This is a genomic window from Rhizomicrobium sp., assembly GCA_037200045.1.
Classification (GTDB): Bacteria; Pseudomonadota; Alphaproteobacteria; order Micropepsales; family Micropepsaceae; genus Rhizomicrobium.
The window spans coordinates 1,474,994-1,497,849 of the sequence record JBBCHM010000002.1 but is presented as its reverse complement, the minus strand read 5'-3'; the positions used below and the strand labels follow the sequence as shown (position 1 = coordinate 1,497,849).

General features: G+C 65.4%; 24 protein-coding genes and 1 pseudogene. 16 read left to right on the top strand and 9 right to left on the bottom strand.

The window, feature by feature from the left end; translation table 11 throughout:
- Positions 1–4: 4 nt before the first annotated feature.
- From WDM86_22525 to WDM86_22515, 3 genes are all read right to left on the bottom strand, one after another.
- On the bottom strand, positions 5–1,018 hold the full coding sequence (locus tag WDM86_22525) for a PrsW family glutamic-type intramembrane protease (GenBank protein ID MEI9992795.1): 1,014 nt from the start codon (positions 1,016–1,018) through the stop codon (positions 5–7).
- 9 nt (positions 1,019–1,027) lie between these two features.
- Positions 1,028–3,982, bottom strand: a complete 2,955-nt coding sequence (locus tag WDM86_22520) for a hypothetical protein (GenBank protein ID MEI9992794.1) — start codon at positions 3,980–3,982, stop codon at positions 1,028–1,030.
- 99 nt (positions 3,983–4,081) lie between these two features.
- Positions 4,082–5,467 (bottom strand): hypothetical protein, encoded by a 1,386-nt coding sequence (locus WDM86_22515; protein MEI9992793.1) that lies wholly within the window; start codon positions 5,465–5,467, stop codon positions 4,082–4,084.
- Between the two features lie 295 nt (positions 5,468–5,762).
- On the opposite strand from WDM86_22515, the gene WDM86_22510 reads away from it, so the two are divergent.
- The 3 genes from WDM86_22510 (at position 5,763) to WDM86_22500 (ending at position 7,936) form a co-directional block, all read left to right on the top strand.
- Positions 5,763–6,482: a Crp/Fnr family transcriptional regulator gene (locus tag WDM86_22510; protein ID MEI9992792.1), complete on the top strand. Its 720-nt coding sequence runs from the start codon at positions 5,763–5,765 to the stop codon at positions 6,480–6,482.
- An 83-nt stretch (positions 6,483–6,565) separates the two neighbouring features.
- Positions 6,566–7,315, top strand: coding sequence for a hypothetical protein (locus WDM86_22505; GenBank protein MEI9992791.1), 750 nt, complete (start codon positions 6,566–6,568; stop codon positions 7,313–7,315).
- 72 nt (positions 7,316–7,387) lie between these two features.
- Positions 7,388–7,936, top strand: a complete 549-nt coding sequence (locus WDM86_22500; GenBank protein MEI9992790.1) for a hypothetical protein — start codon at positions 7,388–7,390, stop codon at positions 7,934–7,936.
- Positions 7,937–7,957: 21 nt separating this feature from the next.
- Here the strand turns inward: WDM86_22500 and WDM86_22495 are convergent, their stop codons facing one another.
- On the bottom strand, positions 7,958–9,211 hold the full coding sequence (locus WDM86_22495; protein ID MEI9992789.1) for an MFS transporter: 1,254 nt from the start codon (positions 9,209–9,211) through the stop codon (positions 7,958–7,960).
- 68 nt (positions 9,212–9,279) lie between these two features.
- On the opposite strand from WDM86_22495, the gene WDM86_22490 reads away from it, so the two are divergent.
- A complete protein-coding gene (locus WDM86_22490; protein ID MEI9992788.1) occupies positions 9,280–10,164 on the top strand; it encodes a peptidylprolyl isomerase in 885 nt (294 codons plus the stop codon).
- Here WDM86_22490 and WDM86_22485 read toward each other — a convergent pair.
- Positions 10,161–10,874 carry a Crp/Fnr family transcriptional regulator gene (locus WDM86_22485; GenBank protein ID MEI9992787.1) on the bottom strand — a complete coding sequence of 238 codons (714 nt, stop codon included), beginning with the start codon at positions 10,872–10,874 and terminating at the stop codon, positions 10,161–10,163. The genes WDM86_22490 and WDM86_22485 overlap by 4 nt on opposite strands.
- 197 nt (positions 10,875–11,071) lie before the next feature.
- Between WDM86_22485 and WDM86_22480 the strand changes: the two genes are divergently transcribed.
- Positions 11,072–11,281 (top strand): hypothetical protein, encoded by a 210-nt coding sequence (locus tag WDM86_22480; GenBank protein MEI9992786.1) that lies wholly within the window; start codon positions 11,072–11,074, stop codon positions 11,279–11,281.
- A 120-nt stretch (positions 11,282–11,401) separates the two neighbouring features.
- Positions 11,402–12,031 (top strand): sensor histidine kinase, encoded by a 630-nt coding sequence (locus WDM86_22475; protein MEI9992785.1) that lies wholly within the window; start codon positions 11,402–11,404, stop codon positions 12,029–12,031.
- Positions 12,032–12,049: 18 nt separating this feature from the next.
- Here the strand turns inward: WDM86_22475 and WDM86_22470 are convergent, their stop codons facing one another.
- The gene (locus tag WDM86_22470; protein ID MEI9992784.1) at positions 12,050–13,966 is read right to left on the bottom strand and encodes an AI-2E family transporter; all 1,917 of its coding nucleotides are present in this window, start codon (positions 13,964–13,966) and stop codon (positions 12,050–12,052) included.
- A gap of 124 nt (positions 13,967–14,090) precedes the next feature.
- On the opposite strand from WDM86_22470, the gene secF reads away from it, so the two are divergent.
- The gene (secF, locus tag WDM86_22465) at positions 14,091–15,029 is read left to right on the top strand and encodes a protein translocase subunit SecF (protein MEI9992783.1); all 939 of its coding nucleotides are present in this window, start codon (positions 14,091–14,093) and stop codon (positions 15,027–15,029) included.
- Positions 15,030–15,033: 4 nt separating this feature from the next.
- On the opposite strand, the gene WDM86_22460 is transcribed toward secF, so the two are convergent.
- Complete coding sequence (locus WDM86_22460) at positions 15,034–15,615, bottom strand: EipA family protein (protein MEI9992782.1); 582 nt, start codon at positions 15,613–15,615, stop codon at positions 15,034–15,036.
- A 179-nt stretch (positions 15,616–15,794) separates the two neighbouring features.
- Between WDM86_22460 and WDM86_22455 the strand changes: the two genes are divergently transcribed.
- The 3 genes from WDM86_22455 to WDM86_22445 all read left to right on the top strand — a co-directional run bounded on the left by WDM86_22455 (position 15,795) and on the right by WDM86_22445 (position 17,645).
- A complete protein-coding gene (locus WDM86_22455) occupies positions 15,795–16,808 on the top strand; it encodes an SPFH domain-containing protein (protein ID MEI9992781.1) in 1,014 nt (337 codons plus the stop codon).
- Between the two features lie 11 nt (positions 16,809–16,819).
- Positions 16,820–17,314 (top strand): NfeD family protein, encoded by a 495-nt coding sequence (locus WDM86_22450; protein ID MEI9992780.1) that lies wholly within the window; start codon positions 16,820–16,822, stop codon positions 17,312–17,314.
- A gap of 88 nt (positions 17,315–17,402) precedes the next feature.
- Positions 17,403–17,645, top strand: coding sequence for a hypothetical protein (locus WDM86_22445; GenBank protein MEI9992779.1), 243 nt, complete (start codon positions 17,403–17,405; stop codon positions 17,643–17,645).
- Here WDM86_22445 and cysQ read toward each other — a convergent pair whose 3' ends face one another.
- The gene (gene cysQ / locus WDM86_22440; GenBank protein MEI9992778.1) at positions 17,646–18,437 is read right to left on the bottom strand and encodes a 3'(2'),5'-bisphosphate nucleotidase CysQ; all 792 of its coding nucleotides are present in this window, start codon (positions 18,435–18,437) and stop codon (positions 17,646–17,648) included.
- A gap of 208 nt (positions 18,438–18,645) precedes the next feature.
- Between cysQ and WDM86_22435 the strand changes: the two genes are divergently transcribed.
- The 5 genes and pseudogenes from WDM86_22435 to WDM86_22415 all read left to right on the top strand — a co-directional run bounded on the left by WDM86_22435 (position 18,646) and on the right by WDM86_22415 (position 21,296).
- Positions 18,646–19,269 (top strand): ABC transporter substrate-binding protein, encoded by a 624-nt coding sequence (locus WDM86_22435; GenBank protein MEI9992777.1) that lies wholly within the window; start codon positions 18,646–18,648, stop codon positions 19,267–19,269.
- 100 nt (positions 19,270–19,369) lie between these two features.
- Positions 19,370–19,984 carry a histidine phosphotransferase family protein gene (locus WDM86_22430; GenBank protein ID MEI9992776.1) on the top strand — a complete coding sequence of 205 codons (615 nt, stop codon included), beginning with the start codon at positions 19,370–19,372 and terminating at the stop codon, positions 19,982–19,984.
- A gap of 99 nt (positions 19,985–20,083) precedes the next feature.
- Complete coding sequence (locus WDM86_22425; protein MEI9992775.1) at positions 20,084–20,449, top strand: response regulator; 366 nt, start codon at positions 20,084–20,086, stop codon at positions 20,447–20,449.
- A gap of 6 nt (positions 20,450–20,455) precedes the next feature.
- Positions 20,456–20,899, top strand: a pseudogene (locus WDM86_22420) (CheR family methyltransferase).
- A 43-nt stretch (positions 20,900–20,942) separates the two neighbouring features.
- The gene (locus WDM86_22415) at positions 20,943–21,296 is read left to right on the top strand and encodes a CheR family methyltransferase (GenBank protein ID MEI9992774.1); all 354 of its coding nucleotides are present in this window, start codon (positions 20,943–20,945) and stop codon (positions 21,294–21,296) included.
- 30 nt (positions 21,297–21,326) lie between these two features.
- On the opposite strand, the gene WDM86_22410 is transcribed toward WDM86_22415, so the two are convergent.
- A complete protein-coding gene (locus WDM86_22410; GenBank protein MEI9992773.1) occupies positions 21,327–22,025 on the bottom strand; it encodes an outer membrane beta-barrel protein in 699 nt (232 codons plus the stop codon).
- A 198-nt stretch (positions 22,026–22,223) separates the two neighbouring features.
- On the opposite strand from WDM86_22410, the gene WDM86_22405 reads away from it, so the two are divergent.
- Positions 22,224–22,853, top strand: coding sequence for a TetR/AcrR family transcriptional regulator (locus WDM86_22405; GenBank protein MEI9992772.1), 630 nt, complete (start codon positions 22,224–22,226; stop codon positions 22,851–22,853).
- Positions 22,854–22,856: the final 3 nt, after the last annotated feature.

Here is a 22,856-nt window from a genome sequence, read left to right as displayed (position 1 = left end):
GACGCTAGGCGCCGGCCTCGTGCAGTTCCCAAAGCTCGCGCCGGCTGAAATGCAGGTGCGGCCAGAGCGCCATCATGGCGGTGGGTCCGATCTTCCTTTCCAGCATATCGAGCCGCTTCAGGTCCTCCCGATGTTCGGGCGGCACTTGCGGCTTCTCGTTTTTCTCGCGCGCCAGCGCGATCGCCTCGGTACGAAGCACGATAATGGTATGCAGCTTAAGGTACTCGAAGATGTCGTCGATGACGGATTGGTCGAAGCGCCTCGTCAGGCTGAGGATGAACCGCCCCGCCTCGCTATGGGTGAAGCGCCCCGAGTTGATGTCGTCCAGCAATTGCTGATGGGACGCGTAATCGTGCACCAGCCATTGATGGACGGCATATTCGCTCTTGGAAAAGATGATCAGGAAGATCGGCGGCAGGCAGAGCAGCACGACCATGGTCGAGAGCATCGGAACGCCCGTGAACAGGTTGTACGTCACATGGACCGCGCTCGCCGCGACGAAAGCCGGAATGAAATACGCGAAGCCCAGCGCGCCCCTGCGCTCGATCAGGGACTGCGACAGGATCGCGAACAGCGCGGTCGCGCCGCCATGCATGATCGCCGTGCCGAAGCCGCGGATGATCCAGTCGCCGAACGCGGCGTCCTGAAGCGTCTGCAGGAAGTAGATGTTCTCGAACAGCGCGAAGCCGGTCCCGACGGCGAAGCCCATGATCGTCGCGTCGATCATGAAGCCGATGCGGTTGCGCTCGAACAGGATGACGAGCGCGGCGCATTTGAGCAGTTCCTCGACGACCGGGCCGCAGACATGGCTGTACGTGCCGTAGTCGATCTTCAGATGCTGAATCAGATAGCCGTTGATGAAGTAAGCGGCGACGGCAAGCGCGAAACCGGCGGCGATGGTCTGGACCATTTCGCCCAGGCTTATGAGCCGGTAGCTGTCGAAATAAAGCAGAATCCCCAGGAATGCGAGGACGGGCACCAGGGCGATGGGCGCCTCGATGAGGAATTGCGTCGTCATGCTCCCTTCCTAGAGGATTTTCAGCGACGCCAGGATCTCGTCGTGGCGGCTGGTGATGCTGCTGTCGCTGAAGCCCCGCGCATAGCCGATGGAGAACGTCATCGGCAGCCGCACCGCTATGGTGAAATTCCAGTCGAGCTGGAATCCGAGGCTCTCATAAGTATGCGACGCGGTGCGTCCCGGATCGCCCAGCAGCACGCCGGCGAACAAAGCGGGGCGAACCGAGCTCAGATAGAATCCCGCATTGCCGATGTCGCTGAACCGTATGGGCGGCAGATTCCACTCGCCCACGGCCTTCACGAAACTCTGGGCGCTGATCGCGTCGATGTCGAAGCCGGGGAAGCTGTCGTAGTTGCGGTAGCGCTTCACCTGACCGTCGTCGACATAGTTGTTTCCGAAGGATCCGAAGTAGAAGTAATCGAGCCCGTCATGCGGGTTCCCGGTGCCGTAGCCGGCCGAGGTGTAGGCCCAGAGCGAGGAATGCTGCCAGGGCAGGGCGAAGCCGGCATTGGCCTCCAGCCGCGCTTTGGGGAAGAACGTCCCATGGGCGTAGTCGGAACTGGCTTCGCCGCGCAGGTGATAGCCTTCCTCGTAATCGACGGCGCCAAGCGACGTGTCGATATTGTCGTAGTTCAGCGCCAGACGCAGGGTCCCGAGGGTCGGATCGTTCGCCGCCACGTTCTGCGCGCCAGGAAGCGTGTTGAGTCCGGAATAGAGTTCGAGATCGGCGGTGAAGTCGAGCCGGCGCGGCGGATCGTAGATCAGCGCCTCGCTGTAGCCGCCGAGCAGCGCGTCGCCTTTGCGGCTGCGGTCGACCGGGCCGAACAGATCGTAGAAATTGGCGTTGTTGTGCCAATACTGGATATGCCAGTAGAGCGTTCGATACGACACGTCGGCATGGAACTGCTCGCCGCTCGTGATGTTGCTTGCCGGCGAGATCGACACGTTGGCCTGTAGCTGGTTGTAGCCCAACGGATCCTCGAAATCGGCATACAGCCCGACCGCGGCATGGCCACGATAGCCCATGACCGTGGGATAGAACGACATCAGGTGGAGTTCGTCGCGCGGGATGTACTCGCCGCGGCCAGTGATCATCGAATCGAGCGGCACCTGCGAGGGTGGCCCGACGGCCCAGGTCTTCACGATGGGATATTTGTTCGCGACCTCGGTGCCGAGGAAACTCACATTGCCGAGATCGTCGAGCGGCTTGGGGTCGATCCGCACGGGCAGGAAGCCCTGGCCGGTGAACTCGTAGACGATGAGCGAACCGTCGGCCATCGGCAGCGGCCGGAAGAAGCCCGTGACCGCGTTGCTGACCGCCTCGATCTTTCCGGTCGCCAGCTCGAGCCGGTAGACATTCGAGACGCCGGTGTAGAACGCCGTCGCGTACAGATACTTGCCGTCCGGCGAGAACACGCCGCCCTCCGGCACGGCCGGATCGCGCTTCAAGGTGGCGATTTCCTTCACCACGCCGGCTTGCAGGTCCGCGATGCGGAACACGCCGATGCGCTGCGAGCCGTCGACCTCGCCGATGGAGGCGGAGAGGTATTGGCCGTCCGGCGAGATATCCAGGTCGAACACGATGCGGCCATAGGGGAAGGCGTGAACCAGCTTCCAGCTGTCGTGCTCCGGCCCGACCCGGACCAGCGAGTCCAACCCGTTGAGCGGCCGCACCGCCCACAGCGAATGATCGACGGGATTGAGCGCGAGGTCGCCGGCGCGGCCGTCAGGGATCAGCATCTTCGTGGCGCCGCTGCGCAGGTCGATTTCCATGAGATCGCGAAAATCGTTGTTGTCGCTGGTGTAGTAGACCTTGTGCTCCGGCGCGTCATAGGCGAGCGACGTCACGCGATAGAGCGCCGGTCCCTTCAGGTTCGTCAGCTTGCGGATGCTGCCGTCCTTCAGCGAGATCATGCCGATATTCGCGATGATGCCGGGCGCGCGGAAACCGGCGATCAGGCTATCGGTTGCCGCGTCGTAATAGGTCCGCGATACCGAACCCAGGGCGTGGTCGGTGAGCGGCTTGGTCGGCGTGACGGGATATTGCTGCACCGATTTCAAGTTCTTCGCCTGGAAATCATGCTCCCATTTGATCCAGTCGTTCCAGGCGTCATCCAGCGGCTTGCCGAACACGCGCTCGAAGTCGGCTTCGTAGTAGCGGTCGCTGCCTTCGTCGCGCCTGAGCCATTCGATGACTTTCTGCGGTCCGTAGGTCATTGCCAGATAGGAGTCGAAGCGCGTGCCGTAGAGATAGTCGTTCGCGCCAACCTGGAAATCGACCGAATTGCCTTCCGCTTCCAATCCGAGCGGCGTGTAGAACGGTGTGTTGTCGCGAACCTTGGCGCGGAACACCATTTCGTCATAGCCGCCTTGCGCGCGGCCAAGGCCGCCGGCCATCCACGTTTCCATGAAGACCGCGCTGCCTTCGAGGTACCAGCGCGGAACCGTGGTGCGCGGCGCGGCCAGGAAGTTGTAGAGGATCGACTCGGGATGACTGACGATCGGAAGCGGCTTGCCGCTGAGAGCGGTGCGCCACCAATTGTCCGCGCCGTTCGCCACATCCATCGTCGCGATATGGGTCAGCTCGTGGTTCATCAGCGTGAAGAAGCGCTCGCCAGGGCTGAACGTCTCGAACGGGATGTAGATCGGCGCCACGTCGAGCGTCAGCGAATTGCTGGGCGCCGCGCGCACCGTGGCACGTCCGTTATCGGACAGATCGCGCAGCAGGACGACGGGGCGGTCGTAGGGCGTCCAGTTGTAGGTCTTGCGCTGGAAGGCGAAGGAATTCTCGTAGGATTGCGCCACATAGGGCGTCAGATAGGTCTGGAGCGGATCGTAATAGAGCAGTTCGAGATCCTTGGTCTCGAGCTTGCTCAGTCCCACGGACGGCGACAGCGCCTGGCCGCGCGCGAATACCAAAAGCCCCAGGCAAAGCGCCAGGCGGCTTACCCTCCTTGCAAACACGATTCGACCCCCGACAACCGACTTACAGCTTGGCAGCTAGATACAAAAAGAAACAGCCACCGTCCCGGGGGACGGTGGCTGTTTCGGTCGATCTTGCGGCTAGTGTTGCTGCGAGGCTGCCTGCGATGCGGCTTGTGACGCCGCCTGCGAAGCGGCCTGGGACGAGGCTTGCGACGCCGCCTGGGAGGCGGCCTGCGAAGCTGCCTGGGAAGCCGCTTGCGAGGCTGCCTGAGATGCCGCCTGGGACGCGGCGAGAGCCGCAGCCTGGGACGCCGCCTGCGAAGCGGCTTGCGACGCGGCCTGCGAGGCCGCCTGAGACGCCGCCTGCGAAGCGGCGGCTGCCGCTGCTTGTGACGCCGCGGCGCTCGCGGCCTGCGAAGCCGCCTGCGAGGCCGCCTGGGACGCCGCGCTCAGCGACGCCTGCGAAGCGGCGAAGGAGGCCGCCTGCGATCCAGCGCCCTTCCATCCCGGAGGAGCCCCGGTGACCCCGGCGCCGGACGACGGCGCGCTCGCCGCCGCTGCGGACGCAGCCTGGGACGCCGCCTGCGAGGCTGCGGCGGCGGCAGCCTGCGAAGCCGCGGCGATCGCCGCCTGCGCGGCGGCAGCTTGGCTGGCGGCTTGCGAAGCGGCCTGCGAGGCGGCTTGCGAAGCAGCTTGCGACGCCGCGAGAGCGGCGGCCTGGGACGCGGCCGCCGAAGAGGCCTGTGACGCGGCCTGCGAAGCCGCCTGCGACGCGGCGAGAGCGGCGGCCTGAGACGCTGCCGTGGACGCGGCATGCGAATTGGCGGCGACCGCGGCCTGCGATGCCGCAGAGGCGGCGGCCTGTGAGGCTGCCTGTGACGCGGCCTGCGCTGCCGCAGCGGCGGCGGCCTGAGACGCGACATGCGATGCGGCCTGCGAAGCCGCCTGGGACGCGGCGAGCGCGGCAGCCTGCGAAGAGGCCGCGCTTGCCGCCTGCGACGCGGCGGATGCCGCGGCCTGCGAAGCGGCGCGGAACGCGGCCTGCGAAGCGGCGCTCGGCGCGCTTGCGGCCTGGGAAGCAGCGGCGACGGCGGCCTGCGAGGCGGCGTGTGAAGCGGCGCTGAACGCAGCTTGCGACGCGGCGTACGAGGCCGCCTGGCTGGCGGCATGCGAAGCCGCGCTCGCGGCGGCCTGCGAGGCAGCGGAGGCCGCGGCCTGCGAAGCGGCCTGGGACGAGGCGGCCGAGGCGGCCTGCGACGCGGCCTGCGACGCGGCCTGCGTGTCCTTCGACAGAGTCTGGAACTGATCGGTCTGCATCATGTTCGGGATGGACGTGTCGCCCGTGACCACGTCGCCTTCGTGCACCTGGCCGGCCTGATAGCGGCTCATCGGGGCAACGGTGCCGGCCGTATGGCCCGGCTTCGCCGGATAGTACTGGCTGCCGATCACCACGCCACCTGCAACGACGGCGAGAACGGCGGCGCCTGCCAGCAACTTACCCTTGCTGAAACGAGAATTGCTCATCTGAAGAAGTCCCCCTTAAGGATCACATGCCGCAACACTTGGTCGCGTGGAGCCGAACCGTCAAGCAAAGTCGGTCACAGCACTTGCGTCCGGCCGTGGTTCCGAAACAGGTCCAGCGCGGCGCGCGCCTGCCGGCCGGACAGTTCAATAATGAAATCCAATAGGTTAGCTCGGGCCTGGGGCGGTCGGCGGTCACCGGACCATCCGGCCGCGCCTTAACCAAGGCGCTGCTTGGCTGTGATCGACGTGATTTTGCCGTCTTTGCGCTGCGGCGCGCGATTGTTAACCTTCCGCGATGGGTGAAGCGGTTGGGGCGATTCCCAGGACGGATATAAAGCGGGCGGCCAAGATCGCCGACGCGCTGGCGCGTGACAGCGTGTTCGCCGCGCTGTCGCCGGCGCGGCTCCAGATTCTCGCCGACTCCGGCACCTTTCTGCAATTGGAGAAAGGCCAGCGGCTGTTCGCCCATGGCGACCGTTCCGATGCGGCCTATGCCGTTCTGGTGGGCGAGGTCGAGATCGCCATCCCCGGCATCGATGGCCGCCTGGTGTGGCTCGCGCGGATCGGTGCGGGTTCGACGATCGGCGAGATGGGCGCCATCGACGGCGCGCCGCGCGTGACCCATGCGACCGCGACGCGTCGCTGCGAACTTCTGCGCATCGACCGCCAGTTCATCCTCGATGCCATGCTGGCCGAGCCGAAAGCGACGCTGGCCCTGCTCGGCGTCCTGATCCAGCGGCTGCGCGAGACCGACGCGCTGGTCGAGCGCACCTCGTCGATGGAGCTCGGCAAACGATTGGCGCGCTTCCTCTTGCTCGAAGGTCACGCCGGCCGGATCCTGCACAATCAATCCGAACTGGCCCACCACATCGGCGCGTCGCGCGAGGCGGTCAACCGCAAGCTGGAAGGTTGGCGCAAGCAAGGCTGGGTGGAACTTTCCCGCACCGGCCTGCACATCCGCGATCGCGCGGCGCTGCTCGCGCTCTGCAAGAGAAATTCCAAGCTCCATATCTGAGCACGCGCGCCGTTCGTTGCATCGCCGCCTTTTTTGCACGAAGGTCGCGCCGCGATGAAACCGCCGCGTCGGGAGAGTGTTCGATGAAATCGGTTGCGAGAATCCTGGCGTGTGCCGCGGTCGGCATGGCGTTGGCGGGCCTGCCGCTTTGCGCGCCGGCGGCGACGGTCCCCACCGCCGCGCCGCTCCATACCTCGGGCGTCAAGGCGGTGTATCCGAGGCTTTCCGGCCTTGCCGACGCCAAGGCGATAGCGCGCGTCAATGCTCTGCTCGCGGCGCAGGAGAAGACCGATCGCGATGCCTATACCGACTGCCTTGCGCAGATCAAAGAGGCGAAGATGACGCCGGACAAGGACAGCTATGCCGAGGAGATCGCGGTCCGTTACCTGTCGCCCCGCTATCTCAGCGTCGAAGTCGTCACCAGCTATTATTGTGCCGGCGCGTATCCCACCAACGGCGCCGAAACGCCGATGACCTTCGATCTGACCGCCGGCAGCCAGATTGACTGGAGCACGATGTTCAAGCCCGGCTTCCTGCCGTCCGACACCGCGGATGAGCACACTCCGCCCTCGGCGCTCACCAAGCTCTACCGGGCGCGCTACAGCAAGGCCAAGGACGACGCGGACTGCCGCCAGGCGATCACCGACCAGGACCCGTTTTCCAGCCCGCCGATCGTGTGGCTCGATGCCAAGGGCGGCGTCGTGCTGCAGCCGGACTTTCCGCATGTCATCGCGGCTTGCGCCACGCCGCTGACGCTGTCGCCCACGGAGATCGCGCCTTATCTCAAGGACGCAAAGCTGGCCGCCGACCTCAAGGCGACCGTGCACAAATAGGTCCCTGCGTTTCGCGCGTGATCGACCGCCGCGCGCGATGTATCCTGCACCCCGTCTGCGATGGGGCGGAGCATGGCCGAGCAGGGCATCGGACTGGACATTCGGCATTGGCGCCATCGCAACGACTCCGCGGTCTGGGTGGCGCGCGGCGTGACGGCGGTGCTCGCGATCCTGCTGGTCGGCGTCGCCATCCGAAGCCTGATCCCCGATCCGTGGTGGATGCGGGCGGGATTCGAGCGTGATCCGGGCCTCTTCGTCCGCAAGCACGCCGTCGACTACCCGGTCTGCGCGGCGTGGACCGGCAACGCGCCGTTCGCAGCAGCGCCCGGCTGGTACGTGGTGGAGAAGAGCCTGCCGGCCATTCCCGCGTCCGGTCGCACGGTCGATATCGGAATCCTGCTGCCCGCCAATGCCAAGGTGGTGGCGATCTATTGCGGCCGCCAGCCTGTCGGTGCCGCGCCGGTCGAATGTTCGATGACCGCCGGCTGCGCCGCGAATGTGACGGTGGCGCTCGACGACGACGTCTATACCCATGGACGGGCCCTGACCTTGATGGTCACGGGCAAGGGCGGCGCGGCGCGCGACGGTGAAGCGTTCCGCTTCTGGCTGGCATGGAAATAATGGCCATGCCGGGAGTGTCCCTTAGCTTTCGGGAAGGGTGGGCGCCTCGACCGCGGGGGACGGTGTCTTGCTGCTCTTATGCATCGCGGCGTACCAGGCGAAGAAGATCGCCGGCAGCACCAGCAGGCTGGCGGAGTAGAACGGCGCGTCGACCCCGATATTGGAGAAGGTCAGGGCCGCGATCTGCGGTCCGACCAGCCGGGCGAGGCCGGCGACGGCGTTGTTCAATCCGAGATACTGCCCCTGATGGTCGAGATCGACGCTGCGCGACAGAAGCGCGGAAACGTTCGGCCAGGCGATCGACTGGCCGAAGGCGGAGATCGACAGCAGCGTCACGATCGCGAACCCGCCCGACGAGAAGGGTTGCAGCGTGGTGCAGACCGCCGTGAGCAGCATGCCGAAGGCCAGGATACGGGCCTCGCCGAAACGCTTCGAGGCGGGACCGGCGAGGAATATCTGGCAAAACGCGGCCACGATGCCGGTGACCGCGAAGGCGAGGCCGACATCCCAGGGGTTCCAGTCGAAGCGCGCCTGCGTCCATAGGCCGAACACCGATTCGATGCCGTTGAAGGCGCAGCCGGCCAGCAGCGTGACCATCATGAGGCGGCTGATCACCGGATTGGTCGCGGCATGGGCGACGACGGCCCAGCGGCTCGGCTTGTGGCCGATGCGGCGGCGCACACGGCTCTCCTTGAGGAACACGGTCAGCCCGACGACGCAGATCGCCGAGAGCGACGAAGCGATCAGCAGCGGCGTGCGGAAGCCGGCATGGCCGGCCGCCGGATTCGCCAGCAGCCCGCCCAGCGCCGGCCCGACGATGAAGCCGATATTATAGGCCGCGCCCAGCCACGACATCCTGCCGGAGCGCTCTTCCGGCGGCGTCACGTCGGCGATGTAGCCCTGGATCACCGCGCCGTTGCCGCTGGCCATGCCGCCGAGCAGGCGCACGAAGAACGCGACATAGATGTTCGGCGCGAAGGCCAGCGCCAGATAGCACAGGCAATTGCCGGTCACCGTGCTGATAAGGATCGGCTTGCGACCGATCGTGTCCGACAGCCGGCCCCAGAACGGCTCGCCGAAAAAGGCGCCGATGGCATAGGCGGAGAAGATCAGGGCTACCTGCCAGGTCGAGGCCTGGAACGACTTGGCGTAGAACGGCAACAGCGGCACGATGATGCCGAAGCCCAGGAGGTTGATGAACATCACCGAAAGCAGCGTCGGCAAGGCGGCCGGCGAGATTTGCGCGGCGGAACGGTCGGGCTTGTCGATGGTCATGGCGATAGGCTCTTAATAGGCACGCGGCGGCGCCGGGCAAGGTGCGTCCGGTCGCATGGGGAGATTTCATGAAGACCCGCCTGGCTTTGGTTGCGTTGCTTTCCCTAACGGAGGCTTCCGCGGCCGACCTGCCGCCGGAGGCGTGGCGCCCGGTCGATCCGCAGAACCTCGTCCTGATCGACACGCGCTACGGCCAGGTGGCGGTGGAACTGGCGCCGGAGTTCGCGCCCAAGCATGCCGAGCGGGTCCGCGCCCTGGTCCGCGCGCATTTCTATGATGGGCTTTCCTTCTATCGCGTGATCGACGGATTCGTGGCGCAGGGCGGCATCGGCGAGGGCACGGCCTCGACCAAGGACCATCCGGTCGAGGCGAAGAACCTGACACAGTGGCCGCCGCTGAAGGCGGAGTTCGACCGTGTCTCCACACCGGCGCCCCTATTCACGCCGCTCGGCAACGCCGATCCGATGGCGCCCGAGGTCGGCTTCGAGGACGGCTTTCCCGTCGCGCGCGATCCGAAGGACGGGCGCGAATGGCTGATCCATTGTCCGGGCACCTTCGCCTTCGCGCGCGACAACGATCCCGATACGGCGAGCACGGAGTTCTACATCGTGATCGGAGAGGCGCCGCGGCGGCTCGACCGCGACCTGACGGCCTTCGGCCGGGTGCTGAGCGGCATGCAATATGTGCAGAAGCTGGAGCGCGGCGATCCCGATGTCGACAGCGGCGTGATCGGCGACGCCTCGAAGCGCGATCCGATCCTGCGGGTGCGGCTGGCGGCGGACGTTCCGCCGGCGGAGCGGCCGGTGTTCCAGGTCATGCGCCCCGAGTCCCGATCCTTCGCGGATGCAATCGAGGCCAAGCGGAACCCGACCGCGCCGTTCTACTTCCGCAAACCGCCGCCGGTGCTCGACATCTGCGGCGTGTCCGTGCCGGTGAAGCGCGTCGCACCCTAGGAGCCGGAGTGTCCTAACTTCGGGTCGTGCGATGCGGGCTCGTCCAACACGACGCTCAGCAACGAGCTGTGCACCTCGATATGGCCGTTGTATTTGATATATCCCAGCTTCCTGAACTTGTTCATGAAGAAGCTCACGCGGGAGCGCGTCGTCCCGATCATTTCCGCCAGCGTCGCCTGGCTGACCTTGGCGATCACGGGCTCCGGCTTTCCTTCCTTGCCGAAATTCGCGAGCAGCAGCAACGCGCGCGCCAGGCGCTTTTCGCTCGAATTGAACAGCTGATCGATCAGGTCCTCTTCCACGCGGAGTGCGTGGGCCAGGATGTGCGTGACGAACATTTCCGAAAACGCGAGTTCCTCGTGGATCACGCGCACGATCGCCGCTTTTTCCAGCCGCATGATTTCGCATTCGGTCATCGCGGACGCCGTCGCCATGCGCCGCATCTGTCCGGTCAGGCACGCTTCGCCGCAGAACTCGTCCGGACCCAGGATCGAGACGACCGCTTCCTTGCCATGCGCGGACACGACGGCAAGCTTGACCTTGCCCTTTTGTATGTAGAACACGGAGTCCGCCTGGTCGCCCTGCGAGAACAGGATCTCGTCCTTGCGATATTTCGATACCGCCCGGCCGATCCCGGCCTTGGCTAGAAACGCGCGAGGGTCGAACGGCTGTTTGCCTCTGGCTGTCACGCCAGCGCCATTCTTCTTCACAGGCCCTCGACTTTCAAACAATTGTTCCGAAATGGATTTGTGCGTATTCGGAGGAATAGCTCAGAAAACCGGCGCAATGAGCAATATTGAACAGACGTTCAGTCGAATATTGCCTAGCTTGCTATGTCGGCTATCAGACAGACAACGCGGTTGGCCGATAAAAGTGTCTCAATCCGACAATCGCGCGGGGTAATATAATGGCTCCCATATTCTGGATTATCGGGTTTCTCGCAATCGGCCTGCTCATGTGGCGCGCCAGCAGGGGCAATGCCAGCCATGGCAGGCGAAGGCGGGTCGCGGAGTCCGCGTCGGAACTCGCGCGGGAGAACTACCGGCTTCGGCACGTGCTCGCGCAATTGTCCGTCGAAAACCACGCCTTGAAGAATTCGCCGCCCGAATACTGGTAGACGCACCCAATTTGGTTCGACCGTTGGAGGGGTTCAATGGAAAGTTGTTTCGTCCGCATTGGCCGTGATGTGCCGCCCGCGCTTGTGGCCACGGACACGCCCGATCCGTCCGAACGCGACATGATCCAATTGCTGCGGCAGAAGGACATGCTGTTGCGGGAAATGCAGCACCGGATGGGAAACAGTTTGCAGATCCTGGCCAGCATCCTGCTTCGAAAGGCACGCACGGTGGAATCGGAAGAGGCGCGGCTGCATTTGCGCGATGCGCATGGTCGGATCATGTCGATCGCCGCGATCCAGAAGCGGCTTCAGGTGTCGGAGAACGGTGAGCGCGTAGAGCTCGCGCCCTATCTGTCCGACCTTTGCGAGAGCCTCGAAGAAACGCTGATCGACGGCATGCGTTCCATTTCCCTGGAGGTGAACGCCGGACAAGGCACGGTCGGCGCGCAAGAGGCGGTCAGCATCGGCCTTATCGTCACCGAACTGGTCATCAATGCGCTGAAGCACGCCTTCGGGAAGGACGACGCGGACTGCCGCATACATGTCGCCTACGAAACCGGCGAGACCGGCTGGCGCCTCTCGGTCCGCGACAACGGCAAGGGGATGTCCGCGGCCGGCAGCGAAGAGAAGGCGTTCGGCCTGGGAACGACGATCGTCCAGGCGCTCGCCTGTCAGATGAATGCGCGGGTTCAGGTCGTGGCCGATGCGCAGGGCTACCACGTCACCATCACGCAGGCGGAGTTCGCCTAGGCCCGGCGAATCCTGCCGTCAGTCGGTCACCGCTTCTTCCTCGTGCTTCCGCACCGTGCTGACGAAGTGCCCGTCATTGCGGCGCATCAGCGTGATGACTTGCTCCACCGCCTGGCGAAGATTGTTGGCGAGGAAGTCGCACTCCGTGGCCTCGAAGCTGTCGAGATAGTGGGTGTCGTCCTCGATGACGCTCCAGAAGCCGGCGATCAGCGGCAGGCCGGGCATGCGCTTGCGCAGGCGGCGCGCGAGATAGCGGGCGTTCTTCGGGTTTCCCGGCTCCAGATAGGAGACGCAGATCACCCGCACGCCGTCGCAGGCGAGATCCTGGATCGTCAACGGCGAGACCTCCTCGAAGGAGGCGATGCGCGCGCCGATGTCCTGGCGCTCCAGAAGATGGGCGAGCAGATGCGCCGCGGCGTGATCGAGCACGCTGCGCCCGGCGACGCACAGGACCGGCTTGCGGTTCCAGTCGGACGGCACCTCGTTGGAGACGCTCCCGGCGGCCTTGGCGTCCGGGTCCTCGTGGATGGCCAGATTATCGACGAATATCTCCACCGTCCTGGCGACGCGCTTGCGTCCCTCCTCGGTCAGCGCGCCGCGGTTGACGTCGAGCTGCGCCAAAGCGAGGCCGCGCACCGCGACCTCGTCGAAATAGGCCGGCAGCGAATGTTCCGAGAGGAAGGACTCCGCCTGTTCCGCCGCCTCGTCGGAATTGCCGGCGAGCATGCGCAGATAGAAGCTCTCCTCCGGCGCCATGGGCGGGGCGTCGCCCAGCATCACGTCGAGAAAGCGAAGCTGGTCGACGTGGCGGCCGATCACCACCAGGATCATGGTCAAGGGCGTCGACAGCAACAGCCCGACGGGTCCCCAGACGAAGGTCCAAAAGCCCGCCGCGACGACCACGGCCAGCGCCGACAGCCCCATGTTGCGGCCGTAGAGCCAGGGCTCGACCGCCTGGCCGGTGATCGATTCCAGCACGATGAAGACGCCGAGCGTCCAGAACGTCACGGTCCAGCCCGGATCGATGGCGATGGAGAGCGCCAGCGGAAAGACGGCCGCGATGGGAACGCCGATATAGGGCACGAAGCGGAACATCGCCGCGATCAGTCCCCACAAGGCGGGATTGGGCACGCCCGCCGCCCACAGCCCGATCCCGACCAGGACGCCGAAGACGGTGTTCACCGCGGTCTGCAGCAGCAGATAGCGGCTCAGCCGCTCGGCGCCGTCGTCGATGGCGAGCGTGGTGCGCTGCAGGTCGCGCGGGCCGGCCAGCATGATGAAGCGGTCGCGCAGGTCCTCCTTCTGCAGCAGGATGAAGATCACGAAGATGATCACGATGGTCAGATTGGCGAGCGGCTCGAGCAGCGGCCCGGCGACGTTCTTCATCAGCGTCAAGGGATCGGCCGGCGGCTGCTGGACGACGACCGGCACCGCGGCGGCGTCGACCTGGGACGTTGTCTTGGACTGGAGTTCCAGATTGTTGCTCGGCGCGATCGGCACCTGGGAGATCTGGTCGTTCAGATTGTCGAAGAAGGCGACGGCGCTCTTGACCATGCCGTTGTTGGCGGCGGAGCCCTCCACGGACTGGATCTTGTGGACGATGTTCTGCTGGTACTGCGGCATGCTGACGGCGAGCCATGCGAGCTGGGTGCCGATGAAGGTCGCGATGCCGCTGATCAGCAGGACCGCCGCGGTCACGGTCAGGATCACGCCCGCGATGCGGCCGACCCGCAGCCGCCGCAGGAATTCGACGACCGGCGCCAGCGCGAAGGCCATCAGGATCGACAGCGCCAACGGCACCAGCAGCGGCCGGCCGAAATAGACGAGGCACACCACCACGGCGGCCACGACCGAGGCATAGGCGGTCTCGCGCAATCCGGTCTCGCCGGCCGCGACCTTGGGCGCTTCGGGCGGACCGTGCAGGGCGGCGGCCATGGCGCAAATCTCCTTCGTCGGGCGAAAGTGTCGCAAAAACAGGAAATTATGCAAATCGGGCGGTTATCTTGTCCGGCGCGGGCGCAACCTATATGTCTGCCGGGCCTTTTCGGACCCCATCCGCATGACCTGGTTGCGCATCATCCCCGAGACCACGAACGTCGACTTCGTCGGCTGGCGCTATTGGGCGTTCGGCCTCGACGGGCTTCTGCTTGTCGCGTCGGTCGTTTCGATACTGCTCTACGGGTTCAATCTCGGAATCGACTTCACCGGCGGCGTCCAGATGGAGGTCAAATATGCCAAGCAGATCGATATCGGAAAAGTGCGCAGCAGCATCGCGGGGCTGGGCTTCAAGGATACCGAGATCACCTATTTTGGCGGCGGTCAGTGCGATCAGCCGGCCAATTCCTGTCTCCTGATCCGGGTCCAGGCCGAGTCCGACGAGGCCGACAAGGGCGTGGAGCAAAAGGTTCGCCAGAGCCTCGGGCCCGGCTACACCTTCCGCGACACCCAGATCATCGGACCCAAGGTCAGCCAAGAACTGTTCCAAAGCGGAGTCTATGCGACGCTCCTGGCGGTCGTCCTGATTTCGCTCTACGTCGCCTTTCGCTTCGAATGGCAATATGGCGTGGGCGCCTTGATCGCGACGGGGCACGATGTGTTCGTGACGGCCGGCTTCTTCTCCATCCTGCACATGGATTTCACGCTCAACACGGTGGCGGCGCTCCTGCTGCTCGCGGGCTATTCGATCAACGACACGGTCGTGGTGTTCGACCGAATCCGGGAGAACCGGCGCAAGTACAAGCGGATGCTGCTTCCCGAATTGATCAACCTCTCGACCAATCAGATTGCCACCCGAACCACGCTCGTCTCGGCGGCCACGGCGCTTTCGGTCGTGCCGATGCTGTTCGGCGGAGCGGTGCTGCTCAATTTCAGCGCGGCGATCCTGTTCGGCATTTTCGTGGGCACGTTCTCGTCGACCTATGTCGCCGCCGCCCTTCTGCTCTATCTGCCGGCGCCCGCCGGCGCCCCCGGTGCCGGCACCGGCGAGGCGGTGGCCTGACGCCTCAGAGCGGGAACCAGTCCCGCCTGTCGCTGTAGACCATGTAGTGCGCGTTGACGCCGGCGCGCAGGCCGACGCCGGTGCGCATCGGCGCCAGCGTTACCCCGCCCGAGCGCAGATAGTTCACCCCGATGCCGGCGATGAAATAGATGCTGCCCTCGACGCCCGGGAAGCGCTGATAGAGCCGGCGCTCCTCCTTCAGGTCGTAGACCAGGGTGAAGACCTTGGAGCCGTTGCCGCCGACGTCGAAGCCGATCGAAGGGCCTTTCCAGAAGACCTTTTTCGGCTCCATGCCCTTCCTGATCAGCCAGCCCGAGCCGTAGCGCACGCCCAGGATGAAGGCGCCCGAACCTTCCTCGCCCTTGATGTAGCCGTCCGGCAGGCCGAGATCCTCGGTCACGCGCTGCACCGCCTTGGCCATCACCTCGGTGGTGACGCCGAAGAAATCCGTTCCCGCCTGCACGATCTCGTTCGGCGAGAAGGTGTCGTCATCGGCACCGTGGTCGTCGGCGGCGGTGGGGCCGGCCGAGAGCGCCAGCGCGGCAAGGGCGGCGAACACGGCGCCGAGAATCCGGAAACGTCGCATGTCATTCTCCCAAGCGAATCACGTCATCCCCGCGGGCGTCATCCATGCCCCATCGGGGCGGCGACGACAAAGGGGCGTAGGGGACATTTTCGGCCTTTCAAGGTCTTTTGATGGCGGCGCAAGAGGATTACCTTCCGCCGCGCTGGTCCGGCCCCAGGGCCGGCAAGGGGAGAACGTTCATGGATGGCGCAACGATTTTCGTCCTCGCGCTGCTGGTCCTTGCGCTCGTCACCATCTTCTCCGGCGTCAAGAGCGTGCCGCAGGGCCGCGAATGGACGGTCGAGCGCTTCGGCCGCTTCATCAAGGTGCTCAAGCCCGGCCTCAACCTGATCGTTCCCTATGTGGACCGCATCGGACGCAAGCTCTCGATGATGGAAGAGGTGCTGACGATCCCGAGCCAGGTCGTCATCACGCGCGACAACGCGACGGTCACCGCCGACGCGATCGCCTTCTATCAAGTCGTCGATGCGGCCAAGGCGGCCTATGAGGTCGCCAACCTCCAGGCCGGCATCACCAATCTCTGCCTCACCAATGCGCGCACCGTGATCGGCGCAATGGATCTCGACGAGGTCCTGTCGAAGCGCGACGAGATCAACCAGCGCCTGCTCTCCGTTGTCGACCAGGCGACCAGTCCCTGGGGCGTGAAGGTCACGCGCATCGAGATCAAGGACCTGTCGCCGCCGACCGACATCACCGAGGCGATGGCGCGCCAGATGAAGGCCGAGCGTTTCCGCCGCGCCGAAGTCACCCAGGCCGACGGCGAGAAGCAGGGCGCCATCCTGCGCGCCGAGGGCGCCAAGCAGTCCGCCATCCTGCAGGCCGAGGGCCGCAAGGAAGCCGCCTTCCGCGATGCCGAGGCGCGCGAGCGGCTGGCGCAGGCCGAAGCCAAGGCGACGCAGATGGTGTCGGACTCGATCGAGGCCGGCAACGTCAACGCACTCAACTACTTCCTCGGCCAGAAATATGTCGACGCCTTCGCGCAGCTCGCCAATGCGCCGAACCAGAAATTCGTCGTGGTGCCGATGGAATCGGCGGGCCTGCTCGGCTCCATCGCCGGCATCGCCGAGATGACCCGCGAGGCGATCACGACCCAGGCCGCATCCGCCGCCACGACAAGGCCGGCGCGCGGCCAGAACGCCGCCGGCACAGTGCCGAACGTGGCGCCGCCGCCGACGCGGCCCGCCGGTACCTGAGGGAGGCCGTCATGGATGCGATCACCCAGTTCCTGAACGCCCAGCCCGCCTGGCACTGGTGGGCGCTGGGCGCGGTGCTTCTGGCGCTCGAAATCGCGAGCACGACTCAGTATCTGCTGTGGCCGGGCATCGCGGCGCTGCTGGTCGGCGTGCTGAAGTTCCTGGTGCCGCCGCTCAACGGACGGCTGGCGGTGTTCCTGTTCGCGGTCATAGCGGTGGTGGCGACCGCGACCTGGAAGCGTTCGGCCTGGGGCCGCGCCGAGCGGAACACCCACACAAATCTCAACGACCGCAGCGCCCAGTACATCGGCCGCGTCGTCAAGGCGGAGGAGAATTTCGTCAACGGCCGCGGCGCCGTGCGGGTCGACGACACGCGCTGGTCCGCCAACGCGGTCGACGGTTCGTCTCCGATCAAGGGCGACATGCTGCAGGTTTCCGGCGCCGACGGCGCGGAATTGAAGGTGCAACGCGCGGCCGGTTCCCTGATGGCCGGCGCGGCGGCCTAGGCTCGCTCCGGGGTGCGGCGCAAGGGCGCGACCGAAAGATGAACGTGTCGCGTCCTGTCGCGTTATCGTCTGCATGAGTGACGGATTCATGAGCGACAACGACGATCACGCCCATCTCTCGCGGGCCGGGTGGCTGGCGCTTGTCGTTCTTCTGGGCTTTCTCGCGGTTTCGATCTGGTACGCGGTCTATACCTGGGGCGCGCTGGGCGTGGTGCATATGAGCGCCTTCGGCTGGTTCGCGCTGGTCGTGGGTTCGCTGCTGACGATCGCGGTCGGCGGCGGGCTGATGGCCCTGATGTTCTATTCCAGCCGGCACGACTACGACCGGTAGTCAGCGGCCGCCCCGCGCCACGAAGTGCGGATTCGTGAAGCCATCCGATGCCCGGCCATAGAGAAACGGCGAGCCGTCGAGATTCGTGACGGTCCCGCCCGCCGCGCTGAGAACCGCGTGGCCGGCCGCGGTATCCCACTCCATCGTCGTGCCGTGGCGCGGGTAGATGTCGGCCTCGCCGGCCGCGACCAGGCAGAATTTCAGCGACGAGCCCGCGGTGATGAAAGCCTTCACCGGATAGGCGGCGAGATATTCCTCCGTCTTCTTGTCGCGGTGCGAGCGGCTGGCGACGGCGATGAGGCCGTCGGCTGGCGCCTTGCGCACATGGATCGGCCGGGCCAAAGCGAAGTCCGGCGGCGCATCTGCCGTGGTCTCGATCTCGAAGGCGCCGCCGGGCGTTTCGCCGACGAACAGGCGGTGCTTGGCCGGTGCGTAGACCACGCCGCGGACCGCGATGCCGTTCTCGATCTCGGCGATGTTCACGGTGAACTCGCCGTTGCGGTTGATGAATTCCTTGGTGCCGTCGAGCGGATCGACGAGGAAGAAGTGGTTCCCGATCGCCGGCGACCGCCCCGCGGCGACCTCCTCTTCCGCGATCACCGGCACGCCGGGCGCCAGTTCGCGCAGGCCGCGCAGGATGTGCGCTTCGGCCTCTTCGTCCGCGTCGGTCACCGGCGAATGGTCGGCCTTCTCGCGCGCCACGGTGCCCGCTTCGTAGTGACGCATGACGACGGCGCCGGCTTCGTGCGCCAGCGCGGCGAGCGCCGCCAGACGCTGAGAGGGCGATGACATCCCGAACAAACCCCGCGGAAAGCCGCGTATTTGCGGCAAAGTTCCCGTAGCACATTAAACATCGCGAAAGCGACCGGGCGCGATTCATCTCGTTCCGGCGACGGAACCGTGTCATAGCCCTATTGCCGCCACGATGCGGCGTCATTGCGCGGTCCACGCCGCACGGCCGCGAAGGCAGAAGCGGACAACCTCGACAGACGGGAACACCATGCGCCTTGCTGCAATCCGCCGCGTTCTCGCCGTGGCAGTCCTCGCCTTCGCGATCGTCTCGCCCGCCGTCGCGGCGACGCCGGCGGAAGACCTTGTCGGCAACAACATCCACAAGGGCCTCGAGATCCTCAACGATACCCATCTGAGCAAGGACCAGCGCCGCGCGGCGTTCGAGGACTTCCTGCTCGGTGTCACCGATCTCAAGCGCGTCGCGATATTCACCCTGGGCGCATATGGCGACAAGGCGACGCCGGCTGACCGCGACGCCTTCGCCGCCGCCTTCCAGCGCTATGCGGTCGCGGTCTACCAGTCCTATTTCGAGCGCTATTCCGGCCAGACGCTCAAGGTCACCGGCTCGCGCGCCAATGCGCCGGCCGACGATATCGTCGCGACCCAGCTGATCGACCCGCAGGATCAGAGCGGCAAGCCGCTGGAGGTCGATTTCCGCGTGCGGTCCGATACCGGCAAACCGGTGATCGTGGATTTCAGCGTCGCCGGCATCTGGCTGGCGCCGGCGGAGCGCGACGAATTCGTGGCCTATCTCGGCCGCAACGGCGGCAGCGTTCCGGCCCTGGTCGCCTATATGGACCAGCTCCGCGTCCGCATCGCCTCGGGCAATTGAGCGGCGGCGGCGGTTGCGCCGCCCTTAAGCATTCCTTAAGACGCGGTTCGCATGGTTACCGTTCGCAAACCATTCGCCCCCAAGCGGAGACCGCCAGGCCATGGATGACATCGAATTCTCCGCCTTCCTGGTCAGCCGGGTCTGCCACGATCTGGTCGGCCCCCTCGGCGCGGTCGTCAACGGCCTCGAAGTGATGGAGGACGAGCGCGATGCGGCGATGCGCGCCGACGCGCTGAAGATCGTCACCTCCAGCGCGCTGCAGGCGTTGGCCCGGTTGCAATTCATGCGCATCGCCTTCGGTGCCGCCGGTTCCGCCGGCGCGGAACTCGACGTCGGCGAGATCGCACGGCTGGTCGCCGGCCTGTTGGAAGGCGGCAAGGTCCAGCTCAACTGGCAGGGCGGTTCCGTGAACTGGCCCAAGAACTGGGCGAAGCTCCTGATGAACGCGGCGCTTTTGGGCGCCGACTGCCTGCCGCGCGGCGGCCAGCTCGCGGTGACGGTCGGCGCCGATCCGGCGGCGCCGGCCTTCAAGATCGTGGCGACCAGCCCCTATGCCCGCGTGCTGGACGACGTCGCCAACGCGGTGCGCGGCGAGGACACCCATCTCGATGCCCGCGGCATCCAGCCCTTTCTCGCCCACAAGCTGTCGCGCGAGCTGAACGCCGGGCTGACGCTGACGGCGCGCGAGGGCGCGGTCGAACTGGTCGCGGGTTAACCTTCTAAACCCCCCATTTACATGTTGGCTCTAGGCTCCGTCCGGAATCGAACGTGGGCCGTGGCGTCATTGCGGCCGCTTTTTCGGACATATGAGCCCATGAGAAGCTGCCTGGTCGTCGACGACAGTCGCGTGATCCGCAAGGTCGCCTGCCGGATCCTGCAGGATCTGCATTTCGAGACCGGCGAGGCCGAGGACGGGCTCTCCGCGCTCGCCGCCTGCCGCGCCAGGATGCCCGAGCTCATCCTGCTCGACTGGAACATGCCGAACATGAACGGCATCGAATTCCTCAAGACGCTGCGCCGCGAACAGGGCGGCGCGCTTCCGATCGTGGTGTTCTGCACCACCGAGAACGACGTGGCCCATATCACCGAGGCGCTCGGCGCCGGCGCCAACGAATACATCATGAAGCCCTTCGACCGGGGCATCATCGAGGCGAAGCTCGCAGAAGTCGGCTTGATGTAGAGCGCGATGACGGAAGACGACCTGGATTTTCTCGCGCGGATCGTGCGCCGGCGGTCGGGGCTCATCCTGCCGACGAACAAGACGCGCTTCGTCGCGGGCCAGCTTGCGCCGGTGATGCGCCGCTTCGGCTTTCGCACCGTCGACGGCTTGATGGCCGAGCTCAGGCACGGACGCGACACGCTGGCGCGCGCCGTCACCGAGGCGATGACGACCAACGAATCCTCCTTCTTTCGCGACAAGGCGGCGTTCGAGCATTTCCGCGACCTCATCCTGCCGCGCCTGATCGAGGACCGTGCCCAGACCAGGCGCCTGCGCATCTGGTGCGCCGCCTGCGCCGCGGGCCAGGAGCCTTATTCCATCGCCATGCTGCTCGACGACGCCAGGCTGGTGTCCAAGGGCTGGAACATCGACCTGATCGCCACCGACCTTTCCGCCGAGATGATCGCGCGCGCGGAGGAGGGGCCTCTACACCCATTTCGAGGTCCAGCGCGGGCTGGCGATCCGCCGGCTCGTCGCGCATTTCACGCAGGAAGGCGGAAACTGGCGCGCGCACGAGAACCTGCGGCGCATGGTGACGTTCCGCCAGTTCAACCTGCTCGATTCCTATGGCTGGCTCGATGATCTGGACGTCGTGTTCTGCCGCAACGTGCTGATCTATTTCGAGCGCAAGACCAAGATCGACGTGCTGGACAAGATCGCCGACGTGCTGGTGCCGGACGGCGCGCTGATGCTGGGCCATGCTGAGTCGGCCCGGGGGCTGTCGAGTGTCTTCGTGCCGGTCGACCATGCGCCGGGCATCTTCGTCAAAGGCAAGGCCACGGCGCAGCGCTATGCGGCGGCCGGCTGACGGGCCGGCCGCGCAGGCGGGGTCCCGCGGCTAGAGATTTATTCGGATTCCCAGATCCACATTGTGCCCGGCGTGATCGCGTGTAATGCGTTCGCCGCGCACGTCGAGAGCCTCGACTGTACCGGCATCGAACCAGCGATATTGAAGCGTGAGCGCCAAATCCTCGCTCACCGGAACGGCGATGCCGCCCATGAGCTGGTACGCGAACCGGGTGTCGCCGTCCTTGATGAGTTGGCGCGGCGCTTCCATCGGAAAGGGCGCGCGCGGCGCAAAGAAGTCGATATCGATGCTCGCAAAGCCGATCCCGGCACCGACATAGGGCGTCACCGGACCGTAAGACAGATCGTAATAGCCGTTGACCATGCCGCGAAGCGCGTCGTCCTTCACATTTGCCGGGATCGAGCCGGTGGGCGGGACGATGGCGATGTAATGGTCCTGCGTGTTGCGCGAGAAGCCGATTTCTCCCTCCAGCCGGAACGACCCAAAGCTGTGGCCGAGCGCGAATTGTCCGCCAAAGCCCGTCTTGAGGGGATTTTCAAGGCGCACCGTGCTGCCCGGCATGGGCGCATTCGCGATCGTGCCGCCTGTGTCGTTCAGCAGAGAGAGCGTGGCGGATGCCGACGCATACCAGCCGTCGCGGTCGTCCGCCTTGGCCGTGGCCGACAACATCGGCGCGGCGCTCGAAATCAGACATGCGGCCAAGAGGATTTTCTTCGACAATCTCGTCATCGCAATTTCTCCTTCGTTTGCGGCGCGGCCCCCGCCGCTGCCCCGCGCACCCAGCCCGTGCGCAAGCTTGTCCATTAAATGCACAACAGTATACTTACGGCACATTTGTGCATTTAAAGACGGAAGTCAAGCGGCCGGTTTGGCGCCCCCGGGCGAATCTCGCTAAGCAGAACCATTGTCAGTTCGAGAGGTCAGCGTGTGACGAGGAGTTCGCAGAGCCGGCGCAATCAGCGCCAGCGCACGCACGACGTCATCATCGCCGCCGCGATCGATCTCATGAAGTCCGGCGTCACGCCTTCGATGGCCGAGATCGTCGAAGCGGCGCGCGTTTCGCGCCGCACGGTCTATCTGCATTTCCCGACGCTCGATCAGCTCCTGACCGATGCGAGAATCGGCCTCCTGTCGAAGCAGGCGGTCGATGCCGAGTTCGAACTCGTCGATCCGGGGGGAGACACGGAAAAACGCGTGACCGCGATGATCGATGCGATCATCGAGAATGCGCGCGTAACCCTGCCGCTCGGTCGCTCGCTTATCAAGCTGACGATCGAAACGCCGGCGGCGCCCGACACGCCGCGACGCGGTTATCGCCGCGTCGCGTGGATCGAGAAGGCGCTCTCGCCATTGCGCGCCGAACTCTCTTCCAGGGAATTCGAAAGGCTGGTGTCGGCTCTCTCGATTGTCATCGGTTGGGAAGCGTTGATCGTTCTTGCGGATGTGCGCGCTCTCGTTCCGCCGGAGCAGCGCAAGATCATCGTGTGGACGGCACGCGCAATTCTTCGGGCGGCGCTGGAGAATCGAAAACGTCCCAAGGGCCGGCTTGCGAAATGAGCG